The organism is Halococcus agarilyticus (assembly GCF_000334895.1).
In the GTDB taxonomy this organism is placed as follows: Archaea; Halobacteriota; Halobacteria; order Halobacteriales; family Halococcaceae; genus Halococcus; species Halococcus agarilyticus.
The window spans coordinates 16,875-35,934 of record NZ_BAFM01000026.1; the positions used below are offsets into that span (position 1 = coordinate 16,875).

24 protein-coding genes and 2 tRNA genes are annotated in these 19,060 nt (G+C 66.2%); 7 read left to right on the forward strand and 19 right to left on the reverse strand.

The window, feature by feature from the left end; translation table 11 throughout:
* Position 1: 1 nt before the first annotated feature.
* Positions 2–541 carry a (2Fe-2S)-binding protein gene (locus tag TX76_RS15550; protein ID WP_049903720.1) on the reverse strand — a complete coding sequence of 180 codons (540 nt, stop codon included), beginning with the start codon at positions 539–541 and terminating at the stop codon, positions 2–4.
* Between the two features lie 5 nt (positions 542–546).
* On the reverse strand, positions 547–1,191 hold the full coding sequence (locus TX76_RS15555) for a CoxG family protein (protein WP_049903722.1): 645 nt from the start codon (positions 1,189–1,191) through the stop codon (positions 547–549).
* Positions 1,192–1,361: 170 nt separating this feature from the next.
* Between TX76_RS15555 and TX76_RS15560 the strand changes: the two genes are divergently transcribed.
* A complete protein-coding gene (locus TX76_RS15560) occupies positions 1,362–2,558 on the forward strand; it encodes a molybdopterin molybdotransferase MoeA (RefSeq protein WP_049903752.1) in 1,197 nt (398 codons plus the stop codon).
* 98 nt (positions 2,559–2,656) lie between these two features.
* A complete protein-coding gene (locus tag TX76_RS15565) occupies positions 2,657–3,238 on the forward strand; it encodes a GrpB family protein (protein ID WP_049903723.1) in 582 nt (193 codons plus the stop codon).
* Positions 3,239–3,253: 15 nt separating this feature from the next.
* On the opposite strand, the gene rpsB is transcribed toward TX76_RS15565, so the two are convergent.
* From rpsB to TX76_RS15630, 13 genes are all read right to left on the reverse strand, one after another.
* A complete protein-coding gene (rpsB, locus tag TX76_RS15570; protein WP_049903725.1) occupies positions 3,254–4,048 on the reverse strand; it encodes a 30S ribosomal protein S2 in 795 nt (264 codons plus the stop codon).
* A complete protein-coding gene (eno, locus tag TX76_RS15575) occupies positions 4,045–5,247 on the reverse strand; it encodes a phosphopyruvate hydratase (RefSeq protein WP_049903727.1) in 1,203 nt (400 codons plus the stop codon). The genes rpsB and eno overlap by 4 nt, the downstream gene beginning before the upstream one ends.
* Positions 5,244–5,423, reverse strand: coding sequence for a DNA-directed RNA polymerase subunit K (locus TX76_RS15580; RefSeq protein ID WP_049903754.1), 180 nt, complete (start codon positions 5,421–5,423; stop codon positions 5,244–5,246). Before TX76_RS15580 ends, eno begins: the two co-directional genes overlap by 4 nt.
* A gap of 5 nt (positions 5,424–5,428) precedes the next feature.
* A complete protein-coding gene (locus TX76_RS15585; RefSeq protein ID WP_006076171.1) occupies positions 5,429–5,620 on the reverse strand; it encodes a DNA-directed RNA polymerase subunit N in 192 nt (63 codons plus the stop codon).
* 36 nt (positions 5,621–5,656) lie between these two features.
* Positions 5,657–6,052, reverse strand: coding sequence for a 30S ribosomal protein S9 (locus TX76_RS15590; protein WP_049903728.1), 396 nt, complete (start codon positions 6,050–6,052; stop codon positions 5,657–5,659).
* Entirely contained in the window at positions 6,046–6,483 is a 438-nt protein-coding gene (locus TX76_RS15595; protein WP_049903730.1) for a 50S ribosomal protein L13, read from the reverse strand. Before TX76_RS15595 ends, TX76_RS15590 begins: the two co-directional genes overlap by 7 nt.
* Positions 6,480–6,830 (reverse strand): 50S ribosomal protein L18e, encoded by a 351-nt coding sequence (locus TX76_RS15600; RefSeq protein WP_049903732.1) that lies wholly within the window; start codon positions 6,828–6,830, stop codon positions 6,480–6,482. Before TX76_RS15600 ends, TX76_RS15595 begins: the two co-directional genes overlap by 4 nt.
* 21 nt (positions 6,831–6,851) lie before the next feature.
* Positions 6,852–6,936: transfer RNA gene (locus TX76_RS15605), tRNA-Leu, on the reverse strand.
* 186 nt (positions 6,937–7,122) lie between these two features.
* Positions 7,123–7,869: a DNA-directed RNA polymerase subunit D gene (locus TX76_RS15610; RefSeq protein ID WP_049903734.1), complete on the reverse strand. Its 747-nt coding sequence runs from the start codon at positions 7,867–7,869 to the stop codon at positions 7,123–7,125.
* A gap of 2 nt (positions 7,870–7,871) precedes the next feature.
* The gene (locus TX76_RS15615) at positions 7,872–8,261 is read right to left on the reverse strand and encodes a 30S ribosomal protein S11 (RefSeq protein WP_005043261.1); all 390 of its coding nucleotides are present in this window, start codon (positions 8,259–8,261) and stop codon (positions 7,872–7,874) included.
* On the reverse strand, positions 8,258–8,785 hold the full coding sequence (locus tag TX76_RS15620; protein WP_049903736.1) for a 30S ribosomal protein S4: 528 nt from the start codon (positions 8,783–8,785) through the stop codon (positions 8,258–8,260). The genes TX76_RS15615 and TX76_RS15620 overlap by 4 nt, the downstream gene beginning before the upstream one ends.
* Positions 8,786–9,301, reverse strand: a complete 516-nt coding sequence (locus TX76_RS15625) for a 30S ribosomal protein S13 (protein WP_006076163.1) — start codon at positions 9,299–9,301, stop codon at positions 8,786–8,788.
* 14 nt (positions 9,302–9,315) lie between these two features.
* A tRNA-Ser gene (locus TX76_RS15630) sits at positions 9,316–9,400 on the reverse strand.
* A 179-nt stretch (positions 9,401–9,579) separates the two neighbouring features.
* Here TX76_RS15630 and TX76_RS15635 point away from each other — a divergent pair.
* Together TX76_RS15635 and TX76_RS15640 are read left to right on the forward strand one after the other, a co-directional pair.
* Complete coding sequence (locus tag TX76_RS15635; protein WP_049903738.1) at positions 9,580–10,647, forward strand: Mrp/NBP35 family ATP-binding protein; 1,068 nt, start codon at positions 9,580–9,582, stop codon at positions 10,645–10,647.
* A gap of 610 nt (positions 10,648–11,257) precedes the next feature.
* Entirely contained in the window at positions 11,258–12,256 is a 999-nt protein-coding gene (locus TX76_RS15640) for an alpha-amylase family protein (RefSeq protein ID WP_049903739.1), read from the forward strand.
* A gap of 32 nt (positions 12,257–12,288) precedes the next feature.
* Here the strand turns inward: TX76_RS15640 and TX76_RS15645 are convergent, their stop codons facing one another.
* The 4 genes from TX76_RS15645 to TX76_RS15655 all read right to left on the reverse strand — a co-directional run bounded on the left by TX76_RS15645 (position 12,289) and on the right by TX76_RS15655 (position 15,554).
* Positions 12,289–13,287, reverse strand: a complete 999-nt coding sequence (locus TX76_RS15645) for a GNAT family N-acetyltransferase (RefSeq protein WP_049903755.1) — start codon at positions 13,285–13,287, stop codon at positions 12,289–12,291.
* A gap of 105 nt (positions 13,288–13,392) precedes the next feature.
* Positions 13,393–14,463, reverse strand: a complete 1,071-nt coding sequence (locus TX76_RS15650; protein ID WP_049903740.1) for a glucose 1-dehydrogenase — start codon at positions 14,461–14,463, stop codon at positions 13,393–13,395.
* A 115-nt stretch (positions 14,464–14,578) separates the two neighbouring features.
* On the reverse strand, positions 14,579–14,782 hold the full coding sequence (locus TX76_RS17760) for a hypothetical protein (RefSeq protein ID WP_154019108.1): 204 nt from the start codon (positions 14,780–14,782) through the stop codon (positions 14,579–14,581).
* A 10-nt stretch (positions 14,783–14,792) separates the two neighbouring features.
* On the reverse strand, positions 14,793–15,554 hold the full coding sequence (locus TX76_RS15655; protein ID WP_049903742.1) for an IclR family transcriptional regulator: 762 nt from the start codon (positions 15,552–15,554) through the stop codon (positions 14,793–14,795).
* Positions 15,555–15,653: 99 nt separating this feature from the next.
* On the opposite strand from TX76_RS15655, the gene TX76_RS15660 reads away from it, so the two are divergent.
* The 3 genes from TX76_RS15660 to TX76_RS15670 all read left to right on the forward strand — a co-directional run.
* A complete protein-coding gene (locus TX76_RS15660) occupies positions 15,654–16,847 on the forward strand; it encodes an AGE family epimerase/isomerase (RefSeq protein WP_049903744.1) in 1,194 nt (397 codons plus the stop codon).
* A gap of 690 nt (positions 16,848–17,537) precedes the next feature.
* The gene (locus TX76_RS15665) at positions 17,538–18,746 is read left to right on the forward strand and encodes an aminotransferase class V-fold PLP-dependent enzyme (protein WP_049903746.1); all 1,209 of its coding nucleotides are present in this window, start codon (positions 17,538–17,540) and stop codon (positions 18,744–18,746) included.
* Between the two features lie 81 nt (positions 18,747–18,827).
* On the forward strand, positions 18,828–19,060 hold a 233-nt coding region (locus tag TX76_RS15670; protein WP_195156081.1), incomplete at its 3' end, for a PIG-L deacetylase family protein.

The window sequence follows — 19,060 nt, forward strand, 5'->3', positions numbered from 1 at the left end:
ATCAGTCGTCACCTCCGCCGTCCGCGGCCGACGCTCCCGTCACGTCCTCGCCACCGTCGGTCGCTGCCTCTGCACCCATCTCGTCGGCGGCGAACTCGACCGCGTTCACGATGTTCTGATAGCCGGTACACCGACAGAGGTTGCCCTCGATCGCCTCGCGGATCTCCGCCTCGTCTGGGTCGGCGTTCCGATCGAGGAGGTCGTTCGCGGCGAGCATCATCCCGGGGGTGCAGTACCCACACTGGAGGCCGTGTTCCTTCTGGAATCCCTCCTGGATCGGGGCGTAGGTGCCGTCCTCGGCGAGCCCCTCGACCGTCCCGATCTCCGCGCCGTCGGCCTGCACGGCGAGCAGCGTACAGGACTTCACCGCGTCACCGTCCAGATGAACGGTACAGGCCCCACAGGTCGAGCTTTCACACCCGACGTTCGTCCCGGTATAGCCCAACTCGTCGCGCAGAGCGTGGACCAGCAGCGTCCGGGAATCGACCGTGAGTTCGTGTGCTGTGCCGTTGACCGTCACCTCGATATCGTGTTCTGTCATGTGTGTTAACTGCCCTCCGACCGACCGAGAATGCGATCGACGATGCCGCGGTCGTCGTCGGACTCCTCGGCCGGCTCTGCCGCTTCGACCTCGCCGTCTTCGGCGATTTCGCGCTCACGGATCTCTTCTTGAACCGACGAGAAGAATCGTTTCACGACCTGATTCGCCGCTGGGTTGATGACCCGCTGGCCCATCGAGGCGATCCGGCCAAACACGTCGGCCTCGGTCTCCCACTCCACCCCGACGCCGTCGTCGACTTCGGAGAGTTCCATCCCCGAAGTCATCTCGAACGAGCTATCACCGGCCGAGCCCTCGCCCGAGGCCTCCATTGCGGGCTGTTCGCGGTGATCGATCGTCACGACCGTCTCGAACGTCGGATTCACCGGTCCAATGCTGATCTGCATGACGGCGGCGTAGCGTCCTCCCTCCTCGAACGCCCGTTCGGCGATGACTTCCGGGTCCGAGGTCGGTTCGACGTCCCGATCGGCGTGCTCCTCGCGGAGCGCGTCGAAATCGACGTCGCCGTCGTCGACCCGGACGAGAAACTCACATCCGGGAAGCGCGCTCTCGATCATCACCGGATCCGAGAGTGCGAGCCACACCTCCTCGGTGGTCGTGTCCTCGAGTTCGAACGTCCCACTGAATTCCATGTGTCGAGTTGCTCCCGAAAGGCGTGCGAGACACCTTCACCCTAGCATGTCGCTATGTAATGAAAAAGATTACCATGGTTTCGCGTCGCGCACACACGATCGTCCAGTGCCATCGACCGATCGTCCGACACCGGCGGAAGGGATATGACGCGTTCGAGCCACGAGACGGTATGTCCGACCGCAAGCTGGTCCTCCGCTCGGTGGCGGTCGAACGGATCACCGAGGCCCGATCGACAGCGCTCGCCGACGTCGCCACGGTGTCCGTCGAACTGGATGCGATCGCCGGGCGAGTGCTCGCCGAGGACGTCCACGCTCCTCGCGACGTCCCGCCGCACGACTACGCCACGATGGATGGCTACGCCGCTGTGGCCGACGACGACCCGCCGCTCGCCGTCGTCGGCGAAGTCGCACCCGAGGACGAGCCACCGGAGATCGATCCTGAAACGGCGGTGCGGATCGCCACGGGTGCGCCGCTGCCGTCGCGGGCCGACGCAGTGTTGAAACGCGAGGACGCAACCGTCGCGGACGGGCAGCTCACGACCTGGGATCTCGCCACCGGAACGAACGTCCACTGTCGAGGCACCACCGCCGAAGCGGACGAGCGGCTGTTCGCCGCGGGCGATCGACTCGCGCCGCGACACGCGGCGCTCTGCCGTGACGTCGGTATCGACACCCTTCCGGTCCGCGAGCGATTTACGGTCGGCATCGTCGCGACCGGGACCGAGATTCACGAGGGCCGCCAACCCGACCGCGACTCCGAATTTCTCGCCAACCTCGTTCGATCGTGGGGGCACGTCCCGGCGGACCTCCGAACCGTGCCCGACGATCCCGCCGCGGTTCGAGAGACGATCGAGGACGTGACCGCGAATCACGATATTGTCCTCACGACTGGCGGGACGAGCGTCGGAACGGCAGATCACGTTTCGAGTGCCCTCGCCGAGCACGACCCACTGTTCGCCGGCGTTCGCCTCCGGCCCGGTCGCCCTGTGACGGCCGCTGTGGTAGATGGCATTCCCGTCGTCGCACTTCCTGGAAAGCCGATCGCAGCTCACACCGCTGCCGTGCTCGTCGCCCGTCCGCTGTTCACTGGCGAATCTGATCTACCGACTGTGACGGCTACCCCCGAACACCACGTTGAGATACCCGACGTCGACCGAGAGTACGCGGTCCCGGTCGTCGTGACGGACGGCCGAGCGACGGCGCTCGGCCACGTCGATTCGTCGCTCTCGCTCTACGACGAGCGGTTCAGGCCGGGCCTCGTCGCGGCGAGCACCCGGACGACGCTCGCCGACGGATTCGTTCTTACCGAAACCGCACTCGAACCTGACGAGTCGGTCGAGGTGGTTCCGTACCCAGTCGTCGAGTGAGTTGCCACAGCCTACTGACCATCACGTTCGTTCGGACGCGAAAGGACAACGAACTCACTGGATGAAGCTTCAAGTATCTCGCTGTCTGTCGCTGAATAATGGTCAACCCAAACGACGACCCGATCAAGCTAACGCCCTCGCGTTACGAAACGTGGCGAAGACTGTTCCAAGACGAACGTGAGCGAGTGATCGATGCAATCAGTACCACCGATCTCGGTGAGCACGTCGAACGCATCGAACACGTCGGTTCGACCGCCGTCCCGGAGCTACCGGCGAAGGACATCGTCGATGTCGACATCGTTGTCGCAGACAATGCCGTAGCCACCGTCTCGGAAACGCTCGAAACGAAACTGGGCGGCACTCGCCTCGAAAACACCGATAGCTGGTATCCGCTTTTCCGTACTCACGACGGCCAGCGGTTCAACGATCACGTCTTTGCAGCGTCGGGTCGCAAGTGGAAGATCAGCGTTGTCACTCGCGCGGTACTGTGCAGTCGTCCCGAACTGCGCCGAGAGTACGAACAGTTGAAACGAGAACTGGCTCACGACCACGACGACCTGACGGCGTACTCACGGGGCAAGACCGCGTTCGTCGAGCGAGTGCTCTGCGTCGGACGGGACGCCGACGACCTGGAGTTCGATTTCACAGTGCCTATCGACCAATCGGCAGAACAGGCGTAGAGCAGCCGAGGCCGTTCAGATGCCCTCTTCGAAGTCGTCGAGTTCGTACATCGTGTCCGCGCCACGGCGGTCGAGCGTCTCGTTCGCGAGCAGCCAGTAGACCACCGACAGCGCCCGGCGGCCCTTGTTGTTCGTCGGGATCGCGAGGTCCACGTTGCTCGTGGAGTTGTTCGAGTCGCACATCGCGACCACCGGGATTCCGACTGTAATGGCCTCCGTGACGGCTTGGGCGTCGCCGATCGGGTCCGTCACCACGAGCACGTCGGGTTCGATGTACCCGTCGTAGTCGGGGTTGGTGAGCGTCCCGGGGATGAACCGCCCCGTCCGGGCGCGCGCGCCGAGGGCGTCGGCGAGCTTTTCCGCCGGGAACCGGCCGTACTGGCGCGAGGAGGCCACGAGGATCCCCTCGGGGTCGTAGTTCGCGAGGAAGTCGGCCGCAGTGCGAATGCGCTCGTCGGTTCGGCCCACGTCAAGTACGTAGAGGCCGTCGGTCCGGACACGGTGGATGAACCGCTCCATCTCGTCGGTCTTCTGCTGGGTGCCGATGTGGACGCCCGCGCCGAGGTAGTCCTCGACGGGGATGAGGAGGTCGGCCTCGTCGTCGGCCATCACGTCCTCGTCGAACGCCGGCCCGTCCTCGATTTCCTCGTCGGCGTCACCCTCGGCCTCGTCGGCGTCGGTCGTACCCTCGGTCGATTCGTCTCTGACGTCGGTTGCGGGGTCCTCTGCGGGGTTCGCGCCGGCTTCGCCGGTCGGTTCCTCCTCGATGTCGCGTTCGGCCGCGTCGAGACCCTCTTCGTTGTTGCTCATGCGGTTTCCTCGGTTCTGATGAGTTCGTTTAGCTTGGCTGTGCGCTCGCCGCCGACTGCGCCCGTCTTGACGAACGGTGCGGCGGTCGCGACGGCGAGGTGTGCGATCGTGGTGTCCTCGGTCTCGCCGGATCGGTGCGAGATCACGGGCGCGAGCCCGCTCTCGACGGCGCGCTCGGTCGCGTCGAACGCGTCCGAGAGCGTCCCGATCTGGTTCGGTTTCACGAGGAGGGCGTTCGCCGCGCCCGCCTCGATCCCGCGATCGAGCCGCTCGACGTTCGTCACGAACAGGTCGTCGCCACAGATCAGGGTTTCATCACCCACCCGATCGGTCAGGTCGGCGAACCCGTCGAAGTCCTCCTCGTCGAGCGGGTCCTCGACGTAGACGAGATCGTACTCGTCGACGAGGTCCGCGACGTACTCGATCTGCTCGTCGGGCGTTCGCTCGGTGTCGCCGTAGCGGTAGACACCCTCGTCGGCGTCGTAGAGTTCGGTCGCCGCCACGTCGAGGCCGAACCCGATGTCGAAGCCGACCTCGTCGGCGATCTGCTCCGTGGCTTCGGCGACGATCTCGAACGCCTCGCTATCCTCGATCGCGGGAGCCCACGCACCCTCGTCACCTTTCGCCGCGGGAACGTCCCGATCGGCGAGGATCTCGCCGACTGCGGCGTGAACCTGCGCGTTCGCGAACACCGCGTCCGCGACGCTGGGTGCGCCCACCGGTGCGGCGAGGAACTCCTGGATGTGGGTCGCACGGGCCGCGTGCTCGCCGCCGCCGATCACGTTGCCGAGCGGCGTGGGAAAGTCGTTCCCGCGGAACGCACCCCCTAAGTGCTGGTACAGGGGTGCGCCGAGAGCGTCGGCCGCGGCGTGTGCGGCAGCCATCGAGATTGCCACCGCGCTGTTCGCGCCGATCTCACCGAAGTCGTCGGTGCCGTCGGCTGCACGCAGCGCGGCGTCGACCGAGCGCTGATCGCCGGCGTACACCTGGCCCTCGATCCGCGGGACGGCGTGCTTGCGCGCGCTCGCGATCGCCTCGCCCGCGGGCAGCGAGGTCGCCTCGTGCGCGCCGGTGCTCGCGCCGCTCGGTGCGGCCGCCCGGCCGAACCCGCCCGACTCGGTGGTGACTTCGGCCTCGACCGTGGGGTTCCCACGGGAGTCGAGAATTCGGCGGAGTCGGATCTCGGTGACGAGCGTCATTGCTGGCCTCGATTCACCGTGAAGGGCAACACGCCGGCGTCGTACTCCTCGGCCGCGATCAGGATCGGCTCCGTGCTATCGGTCCCGATCAGCACGGGCGCGCCGTAGGCGATCTGGAGCGCGCGCGCGCCGATGATCCGGGCCTTCTCGTATCGATTGTAGCGTTGGCTCGCCATGGACATCACTGATAGGGGGCCACGATGTCGACGAGGTCGGAGTGCGACACCAGCATTCGGCGACAGCAGTGCCGGTCCACGCCGAGGTCGTCGAGCACGTCGGCCGGGTCCTCGCCGTCCTCGACCCGCGCCTCGAACGGCTCCCAGTGCTCGCCGACGACCTTCCCGCAGGTGAAACACCGCACGGGCACCATCATGGTCGTTTCCCTCCCGGGGCTGGCGTCCCGATCATCTTAGCGATAGGACTTCTGGTAGCGTGCCCGTGCGCCCGGGCCGCCCCATTTCTTAGACTCGGACTGGCGGACGTCGTTCACGAGCAGCGACCGGTCGAACTCCATGTACGCGTCGCGGAGTTCGGCGTCGTTCGCGTGCTCGACGAGCCCGCGCGCGATCGCGGTCCGGACCGCGTCGGCCTGGCCGACGGTGCCGCCGCCCTCCACGTCGACGGAGATGTCGACGCTCTCGCGGCGCTCCTCCGCGATGCGGAACGGTTCGAGCATCTTCAGCCGTGCCAGCTCGGGCTCGATCAGTTCGACTGGTTTCGCGTTCACGCGCACGCGACCCTCGCCCTCCGAGACGGTGGCTCGCGCGATCGCGGTCTTCTTCTTGCCTGAGGTGTTCGTTACCATGTGACGTTGGCTCCGAGGTTCTCGCTCACGTCGCCCAGTTGGACGAACTTGGTGTTCGACAGCCGATCCAGCGAGGTCCCGTCGAGAACTGCCGCGTCGTCCTCGAAGGGATCGCCGACGTAGACCCGCACGCGCTCGAACGCCTCGCGACCGCGCGGGTTTTTGTATGGAAGCATCCCGCGGATCGAGCGTTTCATGATCCGGTCGGGGCGTTTGGGGTAGTACGGCCCGCTGTCCGAGCCGAGGTCGGCGCGGTCCTCGAAGACGCCCATCACGTCGTCGGTGCCGCCCGTGATGACCGCCTCCTCGGCGTTGACCACGGCGACGCGCTCGCCATCGAGGGCGCGTTCGGCGACCTGGCTCGCGACCCGCCCCAGGATGCAGTCCCGGGCGTCGACCACGACGTCGGGTTCGAACTCCGCGGCGTTCATCGGATCACCCGGACGTCCGAACCCTCGGGGTTCTGTTCGATGCACTCCTCCAGCGGGAGCGACTCCCCGACTTGATCGATCTTCGTTTCGGCCGTACCGGAGAAGTCGACTGCCGCCACGGTGACGGGCTTTTCGAGGACGCCGCTGCCGAGCACCTTGCCCGGCACGACGACTGTCTCTTCCTCCTTGGCGTAGCGTTCGATCCGACCGAGGTTGACCTCGGCGTGGGTGCGCCGGGGCTTCTCCAGACGGTCGGCGACCGCCCGCCAGACGGGACTGTCCGACTCGCGGGCGGTCGATTTCAGTTCAGTGATGAGACTCGTGAGCCTCGGATTGGTCTTGCTCATAGCTTGTCTCCCAAAAGAGCATGCAGGGAGCAGGATTCGAACCTGCGAACTCCTACGAGACAGCGCCCTGAACGCTGCGCCGTTGACCTGACTTGGCTATCCCTGCACGCGAACTGCACTCGTTTCCGTCCCCACAAACCAGTTTCGATCGGCGGCACGCCACTCAGGGGGCGCGCGACGCGCGGCGTTCGCTCGCCGTGCCGACGCGTCAGCGCGATGGAGTCGTGCCGAGACATGCGCTCCCCCGCAGTGCGGGCGGCGCACGATCGTCCGTGGTTCGTGGGGCGATACATTACAGTTGAACGGCTTCCTTGAGTTCGTTCGCGCGCGTTTCCAACGAGTCGACCGCCGCCGTCACCAGCTCCTCGACGGTCAGCGAACCATCAGTTTCGACGTGGAAGACGAACGCGTTCGGCACGTCCTCGACCGTGACCTCCTTGCCCGGATACCGATTCGTGAGGTCGTTGTCGAACTCCTCGGTCAGGATCAGCTCGCCATCCTCCTCGATGACACCCCGGAGGATGTTCGGCTCCTCGTCGGCGAACTCCTCGCGATCGCCGACGACCTCGACAGTTTGAAGATGACGATAGCCGACCGCCACGCCGCCCTGGTGTTTGGCGTGGGACTTCCCGGTGTCGAGTACGGCTTCGGCCTCGACTTCGAGGCGCTGGTCCTCTTTGAGTTCGATGATCGGGACGTTGTCCTCGGCGGGCTCGACGACCGAATCGCTGCTGACGAGATCGCCCGAGTACGCGGTATCGGGGCCCGAAACGTCGATCCCCAGGGTGACGCCCTCGCCCGACTCGAACTCGTTCGGCGGCGCGTTGAGTGGCACCATCCCGAGCCGGTGGCCGATCTGCTCGTCGAACATCACCGACGAGTTCTCGACCACCCGAACGGTGTCGATCGACAGGGTGGGAACGTCGGCCACCATCGCCCGCCGGATGCCGTTGGCGAACGCGGGCGTGATCCCCCGGACGAGGAAGCGTGCGTCGCGGTCGTCGCGGTCGATGAACGTCACGTCGTAGCCGGTGCTCACGGTTAGAACCCGCTCGATTTGGGCGCGCGAGTGCCGTCGTGTGGGATCGGCGTGACGTCCTCGATCCGGCCGATCTCCAGTCCGGCGCGCGCGAGCGCCCGGATAGTCGCCTGTGCGCCCGGCCCGGGACTCTGCTGGAGGTTCCCGCCGGGACCGCGGACCTTGACGTGGACGCCCTCGATTCCCTGGGCGAGCACCTCCTCGGCGACGCCCTCGGCCATCTGCATCGCGGCATAGGGCGACGCCTCGTCGCGGTTCTGCTTCACCGCGGTCCCGCCGCTGGATTTGGCGAGCGTCTCCGCTCCGGTCTGGTCGGTGATCGTGATGATCGTGTTGTTGAAGGAGGCGTGGACGTGTGCGACCGCCCACCGTTCCTCGTCTTCGGCGCTCATTCTTGTTCCTCCGCTCGTTCGGGGTGCAGCTCGTCCGCGATCGGGCTCGTCTCGTCGAATCCCACGAGATCCTCTTCGCTCACGTCGACCTTCCGCGAGGGTGTCGTCACCCGTGCGCCGTCGACGACGATATGTCCATGAGAAACGAACTGACGGGCCTGCTGGACCGTGTTCGCGAGTCCGGTGCGGTAGACGACGGTTTGCAGCCGGCGTTCGAGTACGTCAGTGACTTCGAGGCTCAACACGTCGTCGAGCCCGTCCGTTTCGCTGAGGATGCCGAGTCGTCGGAGCCGAGCGAGGAACGGTTCGCCCTCGCGTTCGGCGGCGTCGACGTCGCCCTGGGCCTCCCCCAGCAGTCGTCGTGCCTCGCGGCGGAACCCGCGGAGTTCGGACTGCGCTCTCCACAACTCCTCCTTGTTCTTCAGGCCGTAGCGCCCGATGAGATTGGACTCCTCGGCGATGCGCTCGCCCTGGAAGGGGTGGTTCGGCGTCTCGTAGCCCTTCGTGTTGGATCCGAGCGCCATCTATTCGCCCTCCGCCTCCTCTTCCATCTCTTCCTGGATGGCTTCGACGTTCACGCCGATAGTCCCCTCCGAGCGGCCGGTGGACTTGGTGCGCTGGCCACGGACCTTCTGGCCGCGCTCGTGGCGCACGCCCTTGTACGAACTGATCATCTGCATGCGATTGATGTCCTGCTGACGAGTCAGCGAGAGGTCGTTGCCGACCTCGTGGGTGGTCTCGCCCGTGAAGTAGTCGGTCGGACGGTTGGTGAGCCACGCCGGTACGTCCTCGGCGAACCCTTCGACGTGCTCGATGATCGAATCGACCGCGTCGTCGTCGAGTCGGCCGAGCGTCGCCGTCCGGTCGACGTCCGCCTCCGCCGCGATGATGCGAGCGGCCCGCCGTCCGACACCGTTCATGCCGGTCAGCGCCCGCTCGACGCTTTTCGTCCCGTCGAGGTCGGTCTGGCCGATTCGGACGAAGTAACGGATGTCCTCCTCTTCGTCTTCGGCCGGTGTGTCTGGGTCTTCTGCGCTCATATGATGTGTTCGAGCGTCGTGGCTGGGATTCGAACCCAGGAGGCTGTGCGCCACAGAGTTAGCAACCCTGCGCCTTGGGCCAGGCTTGGCTACCACGACCCGTCCCTTGTCAGTCTCGCCCTTCCGGACTCGGGGCCGACCCCCTGCAGTACGTGTCTCGGACTAATTCGACGCGGGTATTTAACCCCAACGAAACCCGGGTCGGAGTCGGGCCCGACGCCACGACGATCGATCGGCGGGTTCCCAACCCTTATCGCTCGGCCGGAGCTACCGCCGCTATGAACGAAAACGACGTGCGATCGCTGCTCAGCGAGGTCGAGGACCCGGATCTCGGCGACGACATCGTCTCGCTCGGGCTCGTCAACGACATCGAAATCCGGGAGGGAGTCGCCCACGTCTCGCTCGCGCTCGGCGCGCCCTACTCCCCGAACGAGACCGCGATCGCGGCCCGGGTGCGTGAGGTGCTGAGCGAGGAGGGGATCGAATGTGAGCTCACCGCGAGCGTCGATCGGCCAGCCGAAGGGGACGTCCTCCCCGACGTCAAGAACGTCATCGCGGTCGCCTCGGGCAAGGGCGGGGTCGGGAAGTCGACTGTCGCGGTCAACCTCGCTGCCGGGCTCTCGCAGTTGGGCGCGCGCGTGGGACTGTTCGACGCCGACGTGTACGGCCCGAACGTCCCCCGGATGGTCGACGCCGACGAGCGCCCCCAGGCCACCGCCGAAGAGCAGATCATCCCGCCCGAGAAGTACGGGACGAAGCTCATGAGCATGGACTTCCTCACCGGCGAGGACGATCCCGTGATCTGGCGCGGCCCGATGGTCCACAAGCTCATCACCCAGCTGTTCGAGGACGTCGAGTGGGGCGCGCTCGATTACATGGTGATCGACCTCCCGCCAGGCACTGGCGACACCCAGCTCACCCTCCTCCAGACTGTGCCGATCGCGGGCGCGGTGATCGTGACCACCCCCCAGGAGGTCGCCGTCGACGACGCCCGGAAGGGGCTGGAGATGTTCGGCAAGCACGAGACCCCTGTCCTGGGGATCGTCGAGAACATGAGCGGGTTCCGGTGTCCCGACTGCGGCTCCGAGCACGCGCTGTTCGGCGAGGGCGGCGGTGAGGCGTTCGCCGAGGAGGTCGAGATGCCCTTCCTGGGGGAGCTTCCACTCGATCCCCGTGTGCGAGAAGGCGGCGACAGCGGCGCGCCGATCGTGCTCGACGACGGCGAGACCGGCGACGCGTTCCGGGCGTTCACCGAACGGACCGCGAACAACGTCGGGGTCGTCCATCGACAGCGGCTGAGCAACGATCACCGGAGCGAGGAATCGACACCGGATCCCTCGTCGTAGAAGCACCGATGCGATCATCAGAAGTAGTCGTACTTCTCATCACTGCTCCCCGATCGATCGGTTCTCGTCTTCAGCAGCTGTAATCCGTCCCGAACAGTTCGAAGCTCCGCCGAGCGTGCCTGACTCTCTGTGAACGGCTCACCGAAATTCTCGGAGGGTGAATCCACTTCACTCTGTCCACCGTGAGCATCGGCGGTCGGTTCGCCGTCACACAGAACCCGAAATCATCGGCTGTTCGGCCCGTTCGTCCGCGTCGTTCGTCACGAGAGTCTCGATCGATGTATAGAATACTGTCCTAAACGATATGTCTAATCCGTTCTATCCGATCTAATAGAATAGGGAGCGAATAAGATACCGTTTTCGCCGACTCGACCGATTTTCCATGATTCTTTGGTGGCGGAAGTCGGAGATCGATTACAGAAGTAGCTAAATCTTCCGGGCGCGATTCGCTCGAACGAGGTGTGCATCAAGTCCGCTCGTTCGACACGGGTCGATCCGTCCGTACGCCCCGCCCAGCCGGGAGACGAATTCGTCCGCGCGAAGAACGGTCTCGTCACGGATGGATTGCCGCTACCTCGTGTTTTTTCACCTCGCCGTCGGTGGCGGACGCATGGAAACCGGAACCAGCTACTTCGGCGTCAGAGACGTCGATCACGTCGAGACGGATCTCGATCGTTTCGCCGACGAGGGCCTCGACGCCGTGCTCCACACGTTCAGCGAGCGCGATCGGGCCTACTACACGGGAACGATGACCGACATCGTGGAGGCGAGTCACGATCGCGGGTTCGAGACCTACGTCAACCCGTGGGCCGTGGGGCGAGTGTTCGGCGGCGAGGCGCTCTCGGAGTTCGTCGGCAAGCACCCCGACGCGTGCCAGGTGCTCTCAACCGGCGAGCGCATCCCAGCAGCGTGCTTCAACGCGCCAGCGTTCCGCGAGTACATGCGCGGCTGGACCCGCGACGCCGCCGGGATCGGGGCCGACGTGCTGTTCTGGGACGAGCCCCACTGGTTCATCGCGAGTTGGCACGACGAAGAGTACCCCGAGGACGCGTGGGCCTGCCGATGCGAACACTGTCAGGCTGCCTACGAGGACGAATATGGCGAGTCGATGCCCGACGAGCAGACCGACCAGGTCACCGCATTTCGGGAAGACGCCTTACTCGACTTTCTCGACGAGATGATGACGCTCACCCACGAGGAGGGCGCAGAGAACGCGGTCTGTCTCCTGCCGAGTGAGGACGCCGACCACGGCCTCTCCGACTGGGAGCGACTCGCCGCGAACGATGCTCTCGACGTGCTGGCGACCGATCCCTACTGGGCGATCCACGCCCCCGACGAGGCCGGCGAGTTCGTCGGCTACTTCACCGACCTCGTGGCGTCGCTGGCCGAGGAGTACGACAAGCGCAGCCAGATCTGGATCCAGGGGTTCCGACTCGACGGCAGCGACGCGACGATCGAGGACGTCCACACCGCGACCCGGACCGTGGTCGAGAGCGACGTCGACAGCGTGTTCATGTGGGGCTACGACGCCTGTCGGATCATCTCCGATATCGCGTGTGAGGACCCCGAAGCGGTCTGGAACGCGTACGTGGACGAACTTCCGGAGTAGGTGCCGACTGGTCCGGACGGTCGTTCCCGCGGTCAGGTGGAACGGCCCGTGGGGAGTTCGCAGGCGGCGGCCTCGTAGGCGATCCACCGCTCGAACCCGAGCTGCTCGTAGTAGCCGGGCAGGTCGGTCCAGTCGATGACTGCGGCCTCGTAGCCCGCGTCCCGCAGTCGACCGACGATCTCGCAGATCATGTACAGCCCCCACCCACGACCACGGTAGTCCCCGTGAACGCCGAGCGGACCGACGCCGCAGTGTTCGTCGGCGAGTCGCCATCCCCAGTTCACGTTCGCACCGCGGTACGCGCCGTCGTGGCGGTTCGAGCGGGCGAAGCCGATCACGCTTCCCTCGTACAGCAACACCCAGTAGTCCGCGGCCCCACCGGGCACTCGGCAGACGTTCCCCGCCTCGTATCGCCATCGACCGGGGAACTGGTCGGCGAGGAATTCGAGGAGGGCGGGTTCGTGGGTCGTCGCCCGCTCGACGCGGAGATCCGGCCACTCGTCGCCGATCGCCCGAACGTCGTCCGGCGGCGTGAAATCCGTGATGTCTCGCTGGAGGTCGTACACGACGCGATCGGCGTCGATCTCGAAGCCGGCGTCGACCAGCGCGCCGCGGTACGCCGTGCCGACGGCACGCGGAACGCCCGCGAGGAAGTTCTGGGGATCTCCGCCGAACCGGAGCTCCGTCGCGCCCGTCCCGGCCGCCGCTTCGGCGACCGTGGCAAGGAGATCGTCCGCGACCGACTTTCCTCGATCGGCCTCGGCGTCGAACGCGAACACGGAGAGCCACGCGAGATCGACCGGGTCGTAGCCGTCGACCGCTCGGCCGAGGCGCTTCAGCACGCCGAACGCGACCATCGAACCGTCGGCGTAGCCGCCGTAACACCGGACGTCGACCCCGTCGAACGGCGCGAAGACGTTCCCCGCGACGAGGTGGTCGGCGATCCGGAAGTCCGGATGCTGGCGGTTCCAGAGTTCGATCCCCTCGATGATCGCTGCACGGTCGGTGAGCCGCTCGACGCTCGTCGGCATACCACACTTTCGACGATCGCGCGTATATATGCTGACGTTCCCGGTGGTGTCGCCGGTTTTGGTCCTCGCCGGTCGTCGATCGGCGAGCACGTGGAGTGGCTCCCCTCAGAGCGTGTCGAACTCCACGACGGTCTTGATGACCCCGTCACCGGTCTCGAAGGCCGTCTCGGCCTCGCTCGGCTCGTAGACGCCGGTGACGAGATCCTCGACGAACCACTCGGGGAACGATTTCAACGAGTGGATCGCGGCCTCGAACTGGCGGCCGTTGGAGTTGACGCTGCCGAACAGCGCCTTGTTCTGGAGCACCAGCTCCCGGTGGAGCGCGCCGCCGTCGATCTCGAACGACCAGTCCTCGGGGATGCCGAGCAGCGCGCCCACACCGTTGGGACGGAGCGCGTGAACGGTCTCGAAAGCGTGTCGCGCGTAGCCTGTCGCCTCGTAGACGAAGTCCATCGGCTCGTGGGCCGCGGGAATCTCGTCCACGGACGTCTCACGGGAGTCGACGTACGTCGCACCCAGCTCCTCGATGATGTCGATCGTGGGGTCGGGGCGATCGCGTCGCCCGAGGCAGTACGCCCGCGAGAACGCCGTGCGCTCGTCCACCAGCATCGCGAGCGTCAGCAGTCCCAGCGGACCGTTGCCGAGCACGAGTCCGGTTTCGGGTGACCACTCGAACGCCGACCGCGTGGCGTGGGCGTGTTCGAGCGCCTTCTCGGCGTTGCTGATCGGCTCCACGAGGAAGCCCGACTCGGCGAAGGTATCGGGGACCGGCACGAGAAACCGTGGCGTGCTGGTGAAGTACTCGGCCATGTAGCCGTGCGCGCCCACGATCCCGCGCTCGACGTACTCGCCGTCGGGAGCCATGTCGGGTTCGCCGCGCTCGAAGTACGCGTTGCCGTCCTCGCGCGGTCGGCGCACGGTCGGCACCACGAGCTGGCCCTCCTCCAGGTCGGTGCCGTTGGCGTCCGCCACCACCGCGACCGCCTCGTGACCGAGCACCTGGTGGTCGTCACCGTCGGGAAAGCCGCCGTGGTTGCCCTCGACGACCTCGTGATCGGTCCCGTCGATCCCGACCCGGAGCGTCCGGAGCAGCGCTTCCCCTGTCTCGGGCGTCGGTTCGTCGATCTCGGCAATCGTGGGGCGTGTCTCGCCGCGCCGGACGACGACCGCCTTCATCGGTCGTCAGCACCCCGGCGCGAAGTTCGAGCCCACACCGCTCGGCGTGTCACGTGTGTGATAGCGACCATCCTGCGGGAGTTCCGTGCACCGATACATAAACCCTCTGACGGCACTATGCCGGACGGGAGGGCGGAAACACGATCCTCTCGGGGGAGGTATCGCGTTCGGCAACGCCGTTTCTCGATAGTGAACAGAGATGGGTCGGATTCGAGCCCTCAGCTCCGTTTGTCCCCTCGGACGCCTGGCGGAAATCCTCTCGTCCACCCACAATCACGATCGATTCGGGGTCCGAGACGACCGACGGCAGGTCGTTCACGACGAGTGAACTAGCTCGTGGCGAGAAAGCGCTTCGTCACTTCGTTGGCCGCACTCAGGAGAATACCGGGGACATCCTCCTCGATGCGCTTGCTCGAAAGGCGCTCGGCGCTCCCGGCGACGTAGATCGCCGCGTTCGGCGGCAGATCGGTGAGCGGCACGGCGACGCTGTTGACGCCCTCGTACTGCTCCTCGCGCTCGATCGCGACGCCACGCTCGCGGACGCGTCCGACGGCGTTCGTGAGGCGTTCGACGTCGGTGATCGTGTTCTCGGTCCGGACGGGGAGGCCGAACTCCGCGACGATCGCATCGATCTCCGCGTCCGAACACTGCGAGAGGATCGCCTTTCCCGGGGCGCTACAGTGGGGCCGTTCCGATGTGCCGGACGTGCCGACCGGGCTCTCGCCGCGGGAGTCCCAGTAGAGATCGGCCACGCGACCATGACTCCCGACCGCGATCCCGACCGTCTCGTCGGTCAGCTTCGCCAACCGCTCGATCTGTGGTTTCGCGGCGGGGTAGAGGGCGGTCCGGGCGAGCGAGTGCTGGCCGAGATCCGCGAGGCGAGCGCCCAGGGCGTACTCGCCGTCCTCTCGTTCGAGGTGGCCGAGCGCCGCGAGCGTGTTGAGGTGTTTGAACACGGTGCTTTTCGGCATGTCGCGTGCGGTCGCCAGTTCGGTGACACCGGCGGTACCGCCACGCTCCGCGATCGCCGCGAGCAGCGAGAACGCCGTTCGCACCGCCCCGATCGTGTCCGGCGATCCGTTCGATTCCATGCGGTCGTGTCTCTCGTGCGCGCCCATAACGTTCACGAAGAGTGGACGGCCATCCCCGATCGACGTGACACTTATTATCGGCCCGCCCGAGGTCGGGCCATGACGACCACGAGCCGGAACCCCGAACTGCTCCGTGCCCGAACGTGTCGCCTGCTCCAGTTCTACTGGCCCGACATCGTGGACCGACGGTTCGGGGGGTACGTCGCCCAACTCGACGAACGCGACGGCCACGTGTACGACGGTCGATCGAAACACCTCGTCGCGACCTGCCGGGCGATCCACAACTTCGCGATCGGCGTCGCGATCGACGGGCCGACGTACTGCCGGGCGGCCGCCGAACACGGCCTCCACTTCCTCCGGCACGTCCAGTGGGACGAGGAAGACGAGGGCTACGACTGGCTCCTGTCGGGACGCGAAACCGCGGACGACACGCGCCACTGCTACGGCCACGCGTTCGCCGTCCTCGCGACCGCGCGCGCGGTCGAGGTCGGCCTACCCGACGCGAACGCGGAGCTGGAGCGCGCCCTCGGCGTTCTCGACGAACGCTTCTTCGAACCCGAGTACGGACTGTACGCCGACGCAGCGTCCGGTGACTGGAGCGCGTATCACCAGTACCGGGGACAGAACGCGAACATGCACGCGTGCGAAGCGCTGCTCGCAGCGTACGAGGCGACCGGCGACGAGGCGCATCTCGATCGCGCCGCCACCGTCGCGGCGTCGCTCGTTCGCGATCGTGCCGACGAGGCTGGCCGGGTGTGGGAGCACTACACCACCGAGTGGGAGCCCGATCTCGCGTACAACCGGGACGAGCCCGACCACCTGTTCCGCCCGTGGGGCTACCAGCCGGGCCACCACGCCGAGTGGGCGAAACTCCTCTGTCACCTCGCCGAACACCGCGACGACGCGTGGCTCGTTCCGCGCGCGAAGGAGCTGTTCGACACCGCGGTCGCAATCGGTTGGGACGAAAATCACGGCGGGTTCCACTACACGGTGGACGAGAGCGGCGAGCCGGTCGTGGCCGACAAGTACGGGTGGGCGCTGGCCGAGGGGATCGGCGCGGCGGCCCGCCTCGCGGTTCACGACGAGACGTATCTGGAGTGGTACGACCGACTCCAGGGGTGTGCGACCGATCACGTCGTCAACCCGCGGTTCGGCAACTGGTACGAGCGACTGAGCCACGACTGGAGCTGGGACGGGCCGAACCACGGCACCGCGGTCGAGCCTGGCTACCATCCAGTCGCCAACCAGCACGTCGCCATGGACGTTTTCGAGGAACACGACGAACTCCGGTGACGAACCGACACGCCGGTTCGATCGTCCACTCCGTGTGAACGGACGCTTTGGCGACGCGTCTCGACGGGAGAGTCCTACAGTTGATCGCAGGAGGTCGCGACGCGAGCGCCGTCTGTAACACCGATACGGATGTTATTCTGAGGCGGTCGATTCCATCCGAGCTGCGAATCGCTCCATGTGGATGGGACGCATCCGCTCGAAACCAACCGGTGTAGCACGGCACAGCGGCGTTCCGTGATCGCAGCGAGATCCTGATCGACTCGATCGGTGCTTCCACAGTCACCGTCCACTATCGAGAAACACCCGCCCCGAAGGACTGGTGCTGGCGTGTAGACGGGTTCAACAGGGAGCCGGTGGGGTACGTGATCTCGACCCTCGTTGTCGATGATGACGAATCGTGGTGATCCACGCAACCATCGTGCACTACGAGTGAACGGTGGTGTGGGGATGCACGCCCGTGGTCCACCGTTCGCCATTGGATGCATCCCGACGGGAAGAGTCGGGGTCGGGAAGCGCCGTCGGTGGTGGTGACGCAAGCGGGGGACGCTGTGTTCCGATACCGGCGAACAGTACGGGCGGATGGACCGGCGACGACGAACTGTGCCGGGATTTCTGGCGTTCGATCGCGGAACGGGCCGATCACAACGATTATGATTGCCGGCAGCGAGAGTGTGCACACCGCCACCAACAATGAGTGAGGACGATTCCATCTACCGCGAGCTGGACGTGACGCCCGTCGTGAACGCAGCGGGGACGAAGACCCGTATCGGCGGGAGCCGTATCCGACCGGCGGCGCTCGACGCCATGCGGCGGGCCGCCGACGAGTTCGTCGAGATCGGCGAGCTCGAAGCGCGGGCCTCGACGGTGATCGCCGACGTCACGGATGCGGAGGCGGGCTACGTCACCAGCGGTGCGAGCGCGGGGCTGTTGCTGTGTGCGGCGGCCGCCATCGCGGGCCACGACGTCGGCGTGATGAACGCCCTCCCGGACACGACGGGAGTGCCGAACGAGATCGTCATGCCCCGCACCCATCGGACGGGCTACGACCACGCGTTCCGGACTGCCGGCGCGACGATCGTCGACGTCGGCACCAACGACCGCCGCCTCGGCACCGGCGCGACCGACGTCGAGCCGTGGCAGCTCGATCGCGCGATCACCAACGACACCGTCGCGGTCGGCTACATGCAGAAATCCTACACCCAGCCATCGCTGGCGTCGGTCGTCGAGATCGCCCACGAGAACGACGTGCCGGTGATCGTGGACGCTGCGGCCGAGGTCCCGCCGCGCGAGAACCTCTCGCGGTTCGTCGAGACGGGAGCGGACATGGTGGTGTTCAGCGGCGGGAAGGGGATCCGCGGCCCTCAGACGACCGGGTTCGTCGCGGGCAAGCGCGAGTACATCGAATCGATCGCGGCCCAGCACCTCGACATGCACGTGGCGAACGACCTCTGGGACCCGCCGACCGATCTCATCGATCGGGAACGGCTCGACGGCGTGCCACGCCAGGGGATCGGCCGCCCGCTGAAGGTCGGCAAGGAGGAACTCGTCGGCGCGATCCGGGCGCTCGAACTGTTCGTCGAGGAGGATCACGGCCAGCTCGAAGCGAACTGGATCGATCTCGCCGAGGCGATGGCGGAACGACTCGCCGAAACCGGTCTCAACGTGCGGGTGACCAGCCCCAACGGCACCAGCGTCGCCCCGGAGGTCGTCGTCGAGGTCGAGGCGAGCGACCTGGGGATGGACGCGACCGATCTCGCGCGCACGCTCCGCAACGAGGATCCTCGGGTGTACGTCGGCACCGACGATCTCCCCGACGGCGAAATCGTCGTGAATCCGATGTGCCTCGACGAGGGCGAGGCCGAGTACGTGATCGATCGCATCGTCGCGAACGTCGAGTAGCGTCGAGCCGCGGCCGGAACTAGTTTTTCCACCGCTTCATCGATCACAATCTATTTGTGGCCGGTTTCCGCACGCTTTGGTATGCACGTGGTGGCGATCGTCGCCCATCCGGACGACGCCGACATCTTCTGTGGCGGAACGCTCGCGAAGCACGCGGCCCGTGGCGACAGGGTGACGATCGCCCACATGACCCGCGGCGAGTACGGCGGTCTCGGGGCCGACACCGAGGCCGAGATCGCCGACGTTCGCGAAAAAGAGGCCCGGGCGTCCGGCGAGGTGCTCGGGGCCGACGCGGTGGAGTTCCTCGACTTCGA

What these genes read in the sequence shown, in the direction of transcription:
- TX76_RS15550 (WP_049903720.1), bottom strand. Translation starts at nt 541, where the DNA reads ATGACAGAACACGATATCGAGGTGACGGTCAACGGCACAGCACACGAA.
- TX76_RS15555 (WP_049903722.1), bottom strand. Translation starts at nt 1,191, where the DNA reads ATGGAATTCAGTGGGACGTTCGAACTCGAGGACACGACCACCGAGGAG.
- TX76_RS15560 (WP_049903752.1), top strand. Translation starts at nt 1,362, where the DNA reads ATGTCCGACCGCAAGCTGGTCCTCCGCTCGGTGGCGGTCGAACGGATC.
- TX76_RS15565 (WP_049903723.1), top strand. Translation starts at nt 2,657, where the DNA reads ATGGTCAACCCAAACGACGACCCGATCAAGCTAACGCCCTCGCGTTAC.
- rpsB (WP_049903725.1), bottom strand. Translation starts at nt 4,048, where the DNA reads ATGAGCAACAACGAAGAGGGTCTCGACGCGGCCGAACGCGACATCGAG.
- eno (WP_049903727.1), bottom strand. Translation starts at nt 5,247, where the DNA reads ATGACGCTCGTCACCGAGATCCGACTCCGCCGAATTCTCGACTCCCGT.
- TX76_RS15580 (WP_049903754.1), bottom strand. Translation starts at nt 5,423, where the DNA reads ATGGCGAGCCAACGCTACAATCGATACGAGAAGGCCCGGATCATCGGC.
- TX76_RS15585 (WP_006076171.1), bottom strand. Translation starts at nt 5,620, where the DNA reads ATGATGGTGCCCGTGCGGTGTTTCACCTGCGGGAAGGTCGTCGGCGAG.
- TX76_RS15590 (WP_049903728.1), bottom strand. Translation starts at nt 6,052, where the DNA reads ATGGTAACGAACACCTCAGGCAAGAAGAAGACCGCGATCGCGCGAGCC.
- TX76_RS15595 (WP_049903730.1), bottom strand. Translation starts at nt 6,483, where the DNA reads ATGAACGCCGCGGAGTTCGAACCCGACGTCGTGGTCGACGCCCGGGAC.
- TX76_RS15600 (WP_049903732.1), bottom strand. Translation starts at nt 6,830, where the DNA reads ATGAGCAAGACCAATCCGAGGCTCACGAGTCTCATCACTGAACTGAAA.
- TX76_RS15615 (WP_005043261.1), bottom strand. Translation starts at nt 8,261, where the DNA reads ATGAGCGCCGAAGACGAGGAACGGTGGGCGGTCGCACACGTCCACGCC.
- TX76_RS15620 (WP_049903736.1), bottom strand. Translation starts at nt 8,785, where the DNA reads ATGGCGCTCGGATCCAACACGAAGGGCTACGAGACGCCGAACCACCCC.
- TX76_RS15625 (WP_006076163.1), bottom strand. Translation starts at nt 9,301, where the DNA reads ATGAGCGCAGAAGACCCAGACACACCGGCCGAAGACGAAGAGGAGGAC.
- TX76_RS15635 (WP_049903738.1), top strand. Translation starts at nt 9,580, where the DNA reads ATGAACGAAAACGACGTGCGATCGCTGCTCAGCGAGGTCGAGGACCCG.
- TX76_RS15640 (WP_049903739.1), top strand. Translation starts at nt 11,258, where the DNA reads ATGGAAACCGGAACCAGCTACTTCGGCGTCAGAGACGTCGATCACGTC.
- TX76_RS15645 (WP_049903755.1), bottom strand. Translation starts at nt 13,287, where the DNA reads ATGCCGACGAGCGTCGAGCGGCTCACCGACCGTGCAGCGATCATCGAG.
- TX76_RS15650 (WP_049903740.1), bottom strand. Translation starts at nt 14,463, where the DNA reads ATGAAGGCGGTCGTCGTCCGGCGCGGCGAGACACGCCCCACGATTGCC.
- TX76_RS15655 (WP_049903742.1), bottom strand. Translation starts at nt 15,554, where the DNA reads ATGGAATCGAACGGATCGCCGGACACGATCGGGGCGGTGCGAACGGCG.
- TX76_RS15660 (WP_049903744.1), top strand. Translation starts at nt 15,654, where the DNA reads ATGACGACCACGAGCCGGAACCCCGAACTGCTCCGTGCCCGAACGTGT.
- TX76_RS15665 (WP_049903746.1), top strand. Translation starts at nt 17,538, where the DNA reads ATGAGTGAGGACGATTCCATCTACCGCGAGCTGGACGTGACGCCCGTC.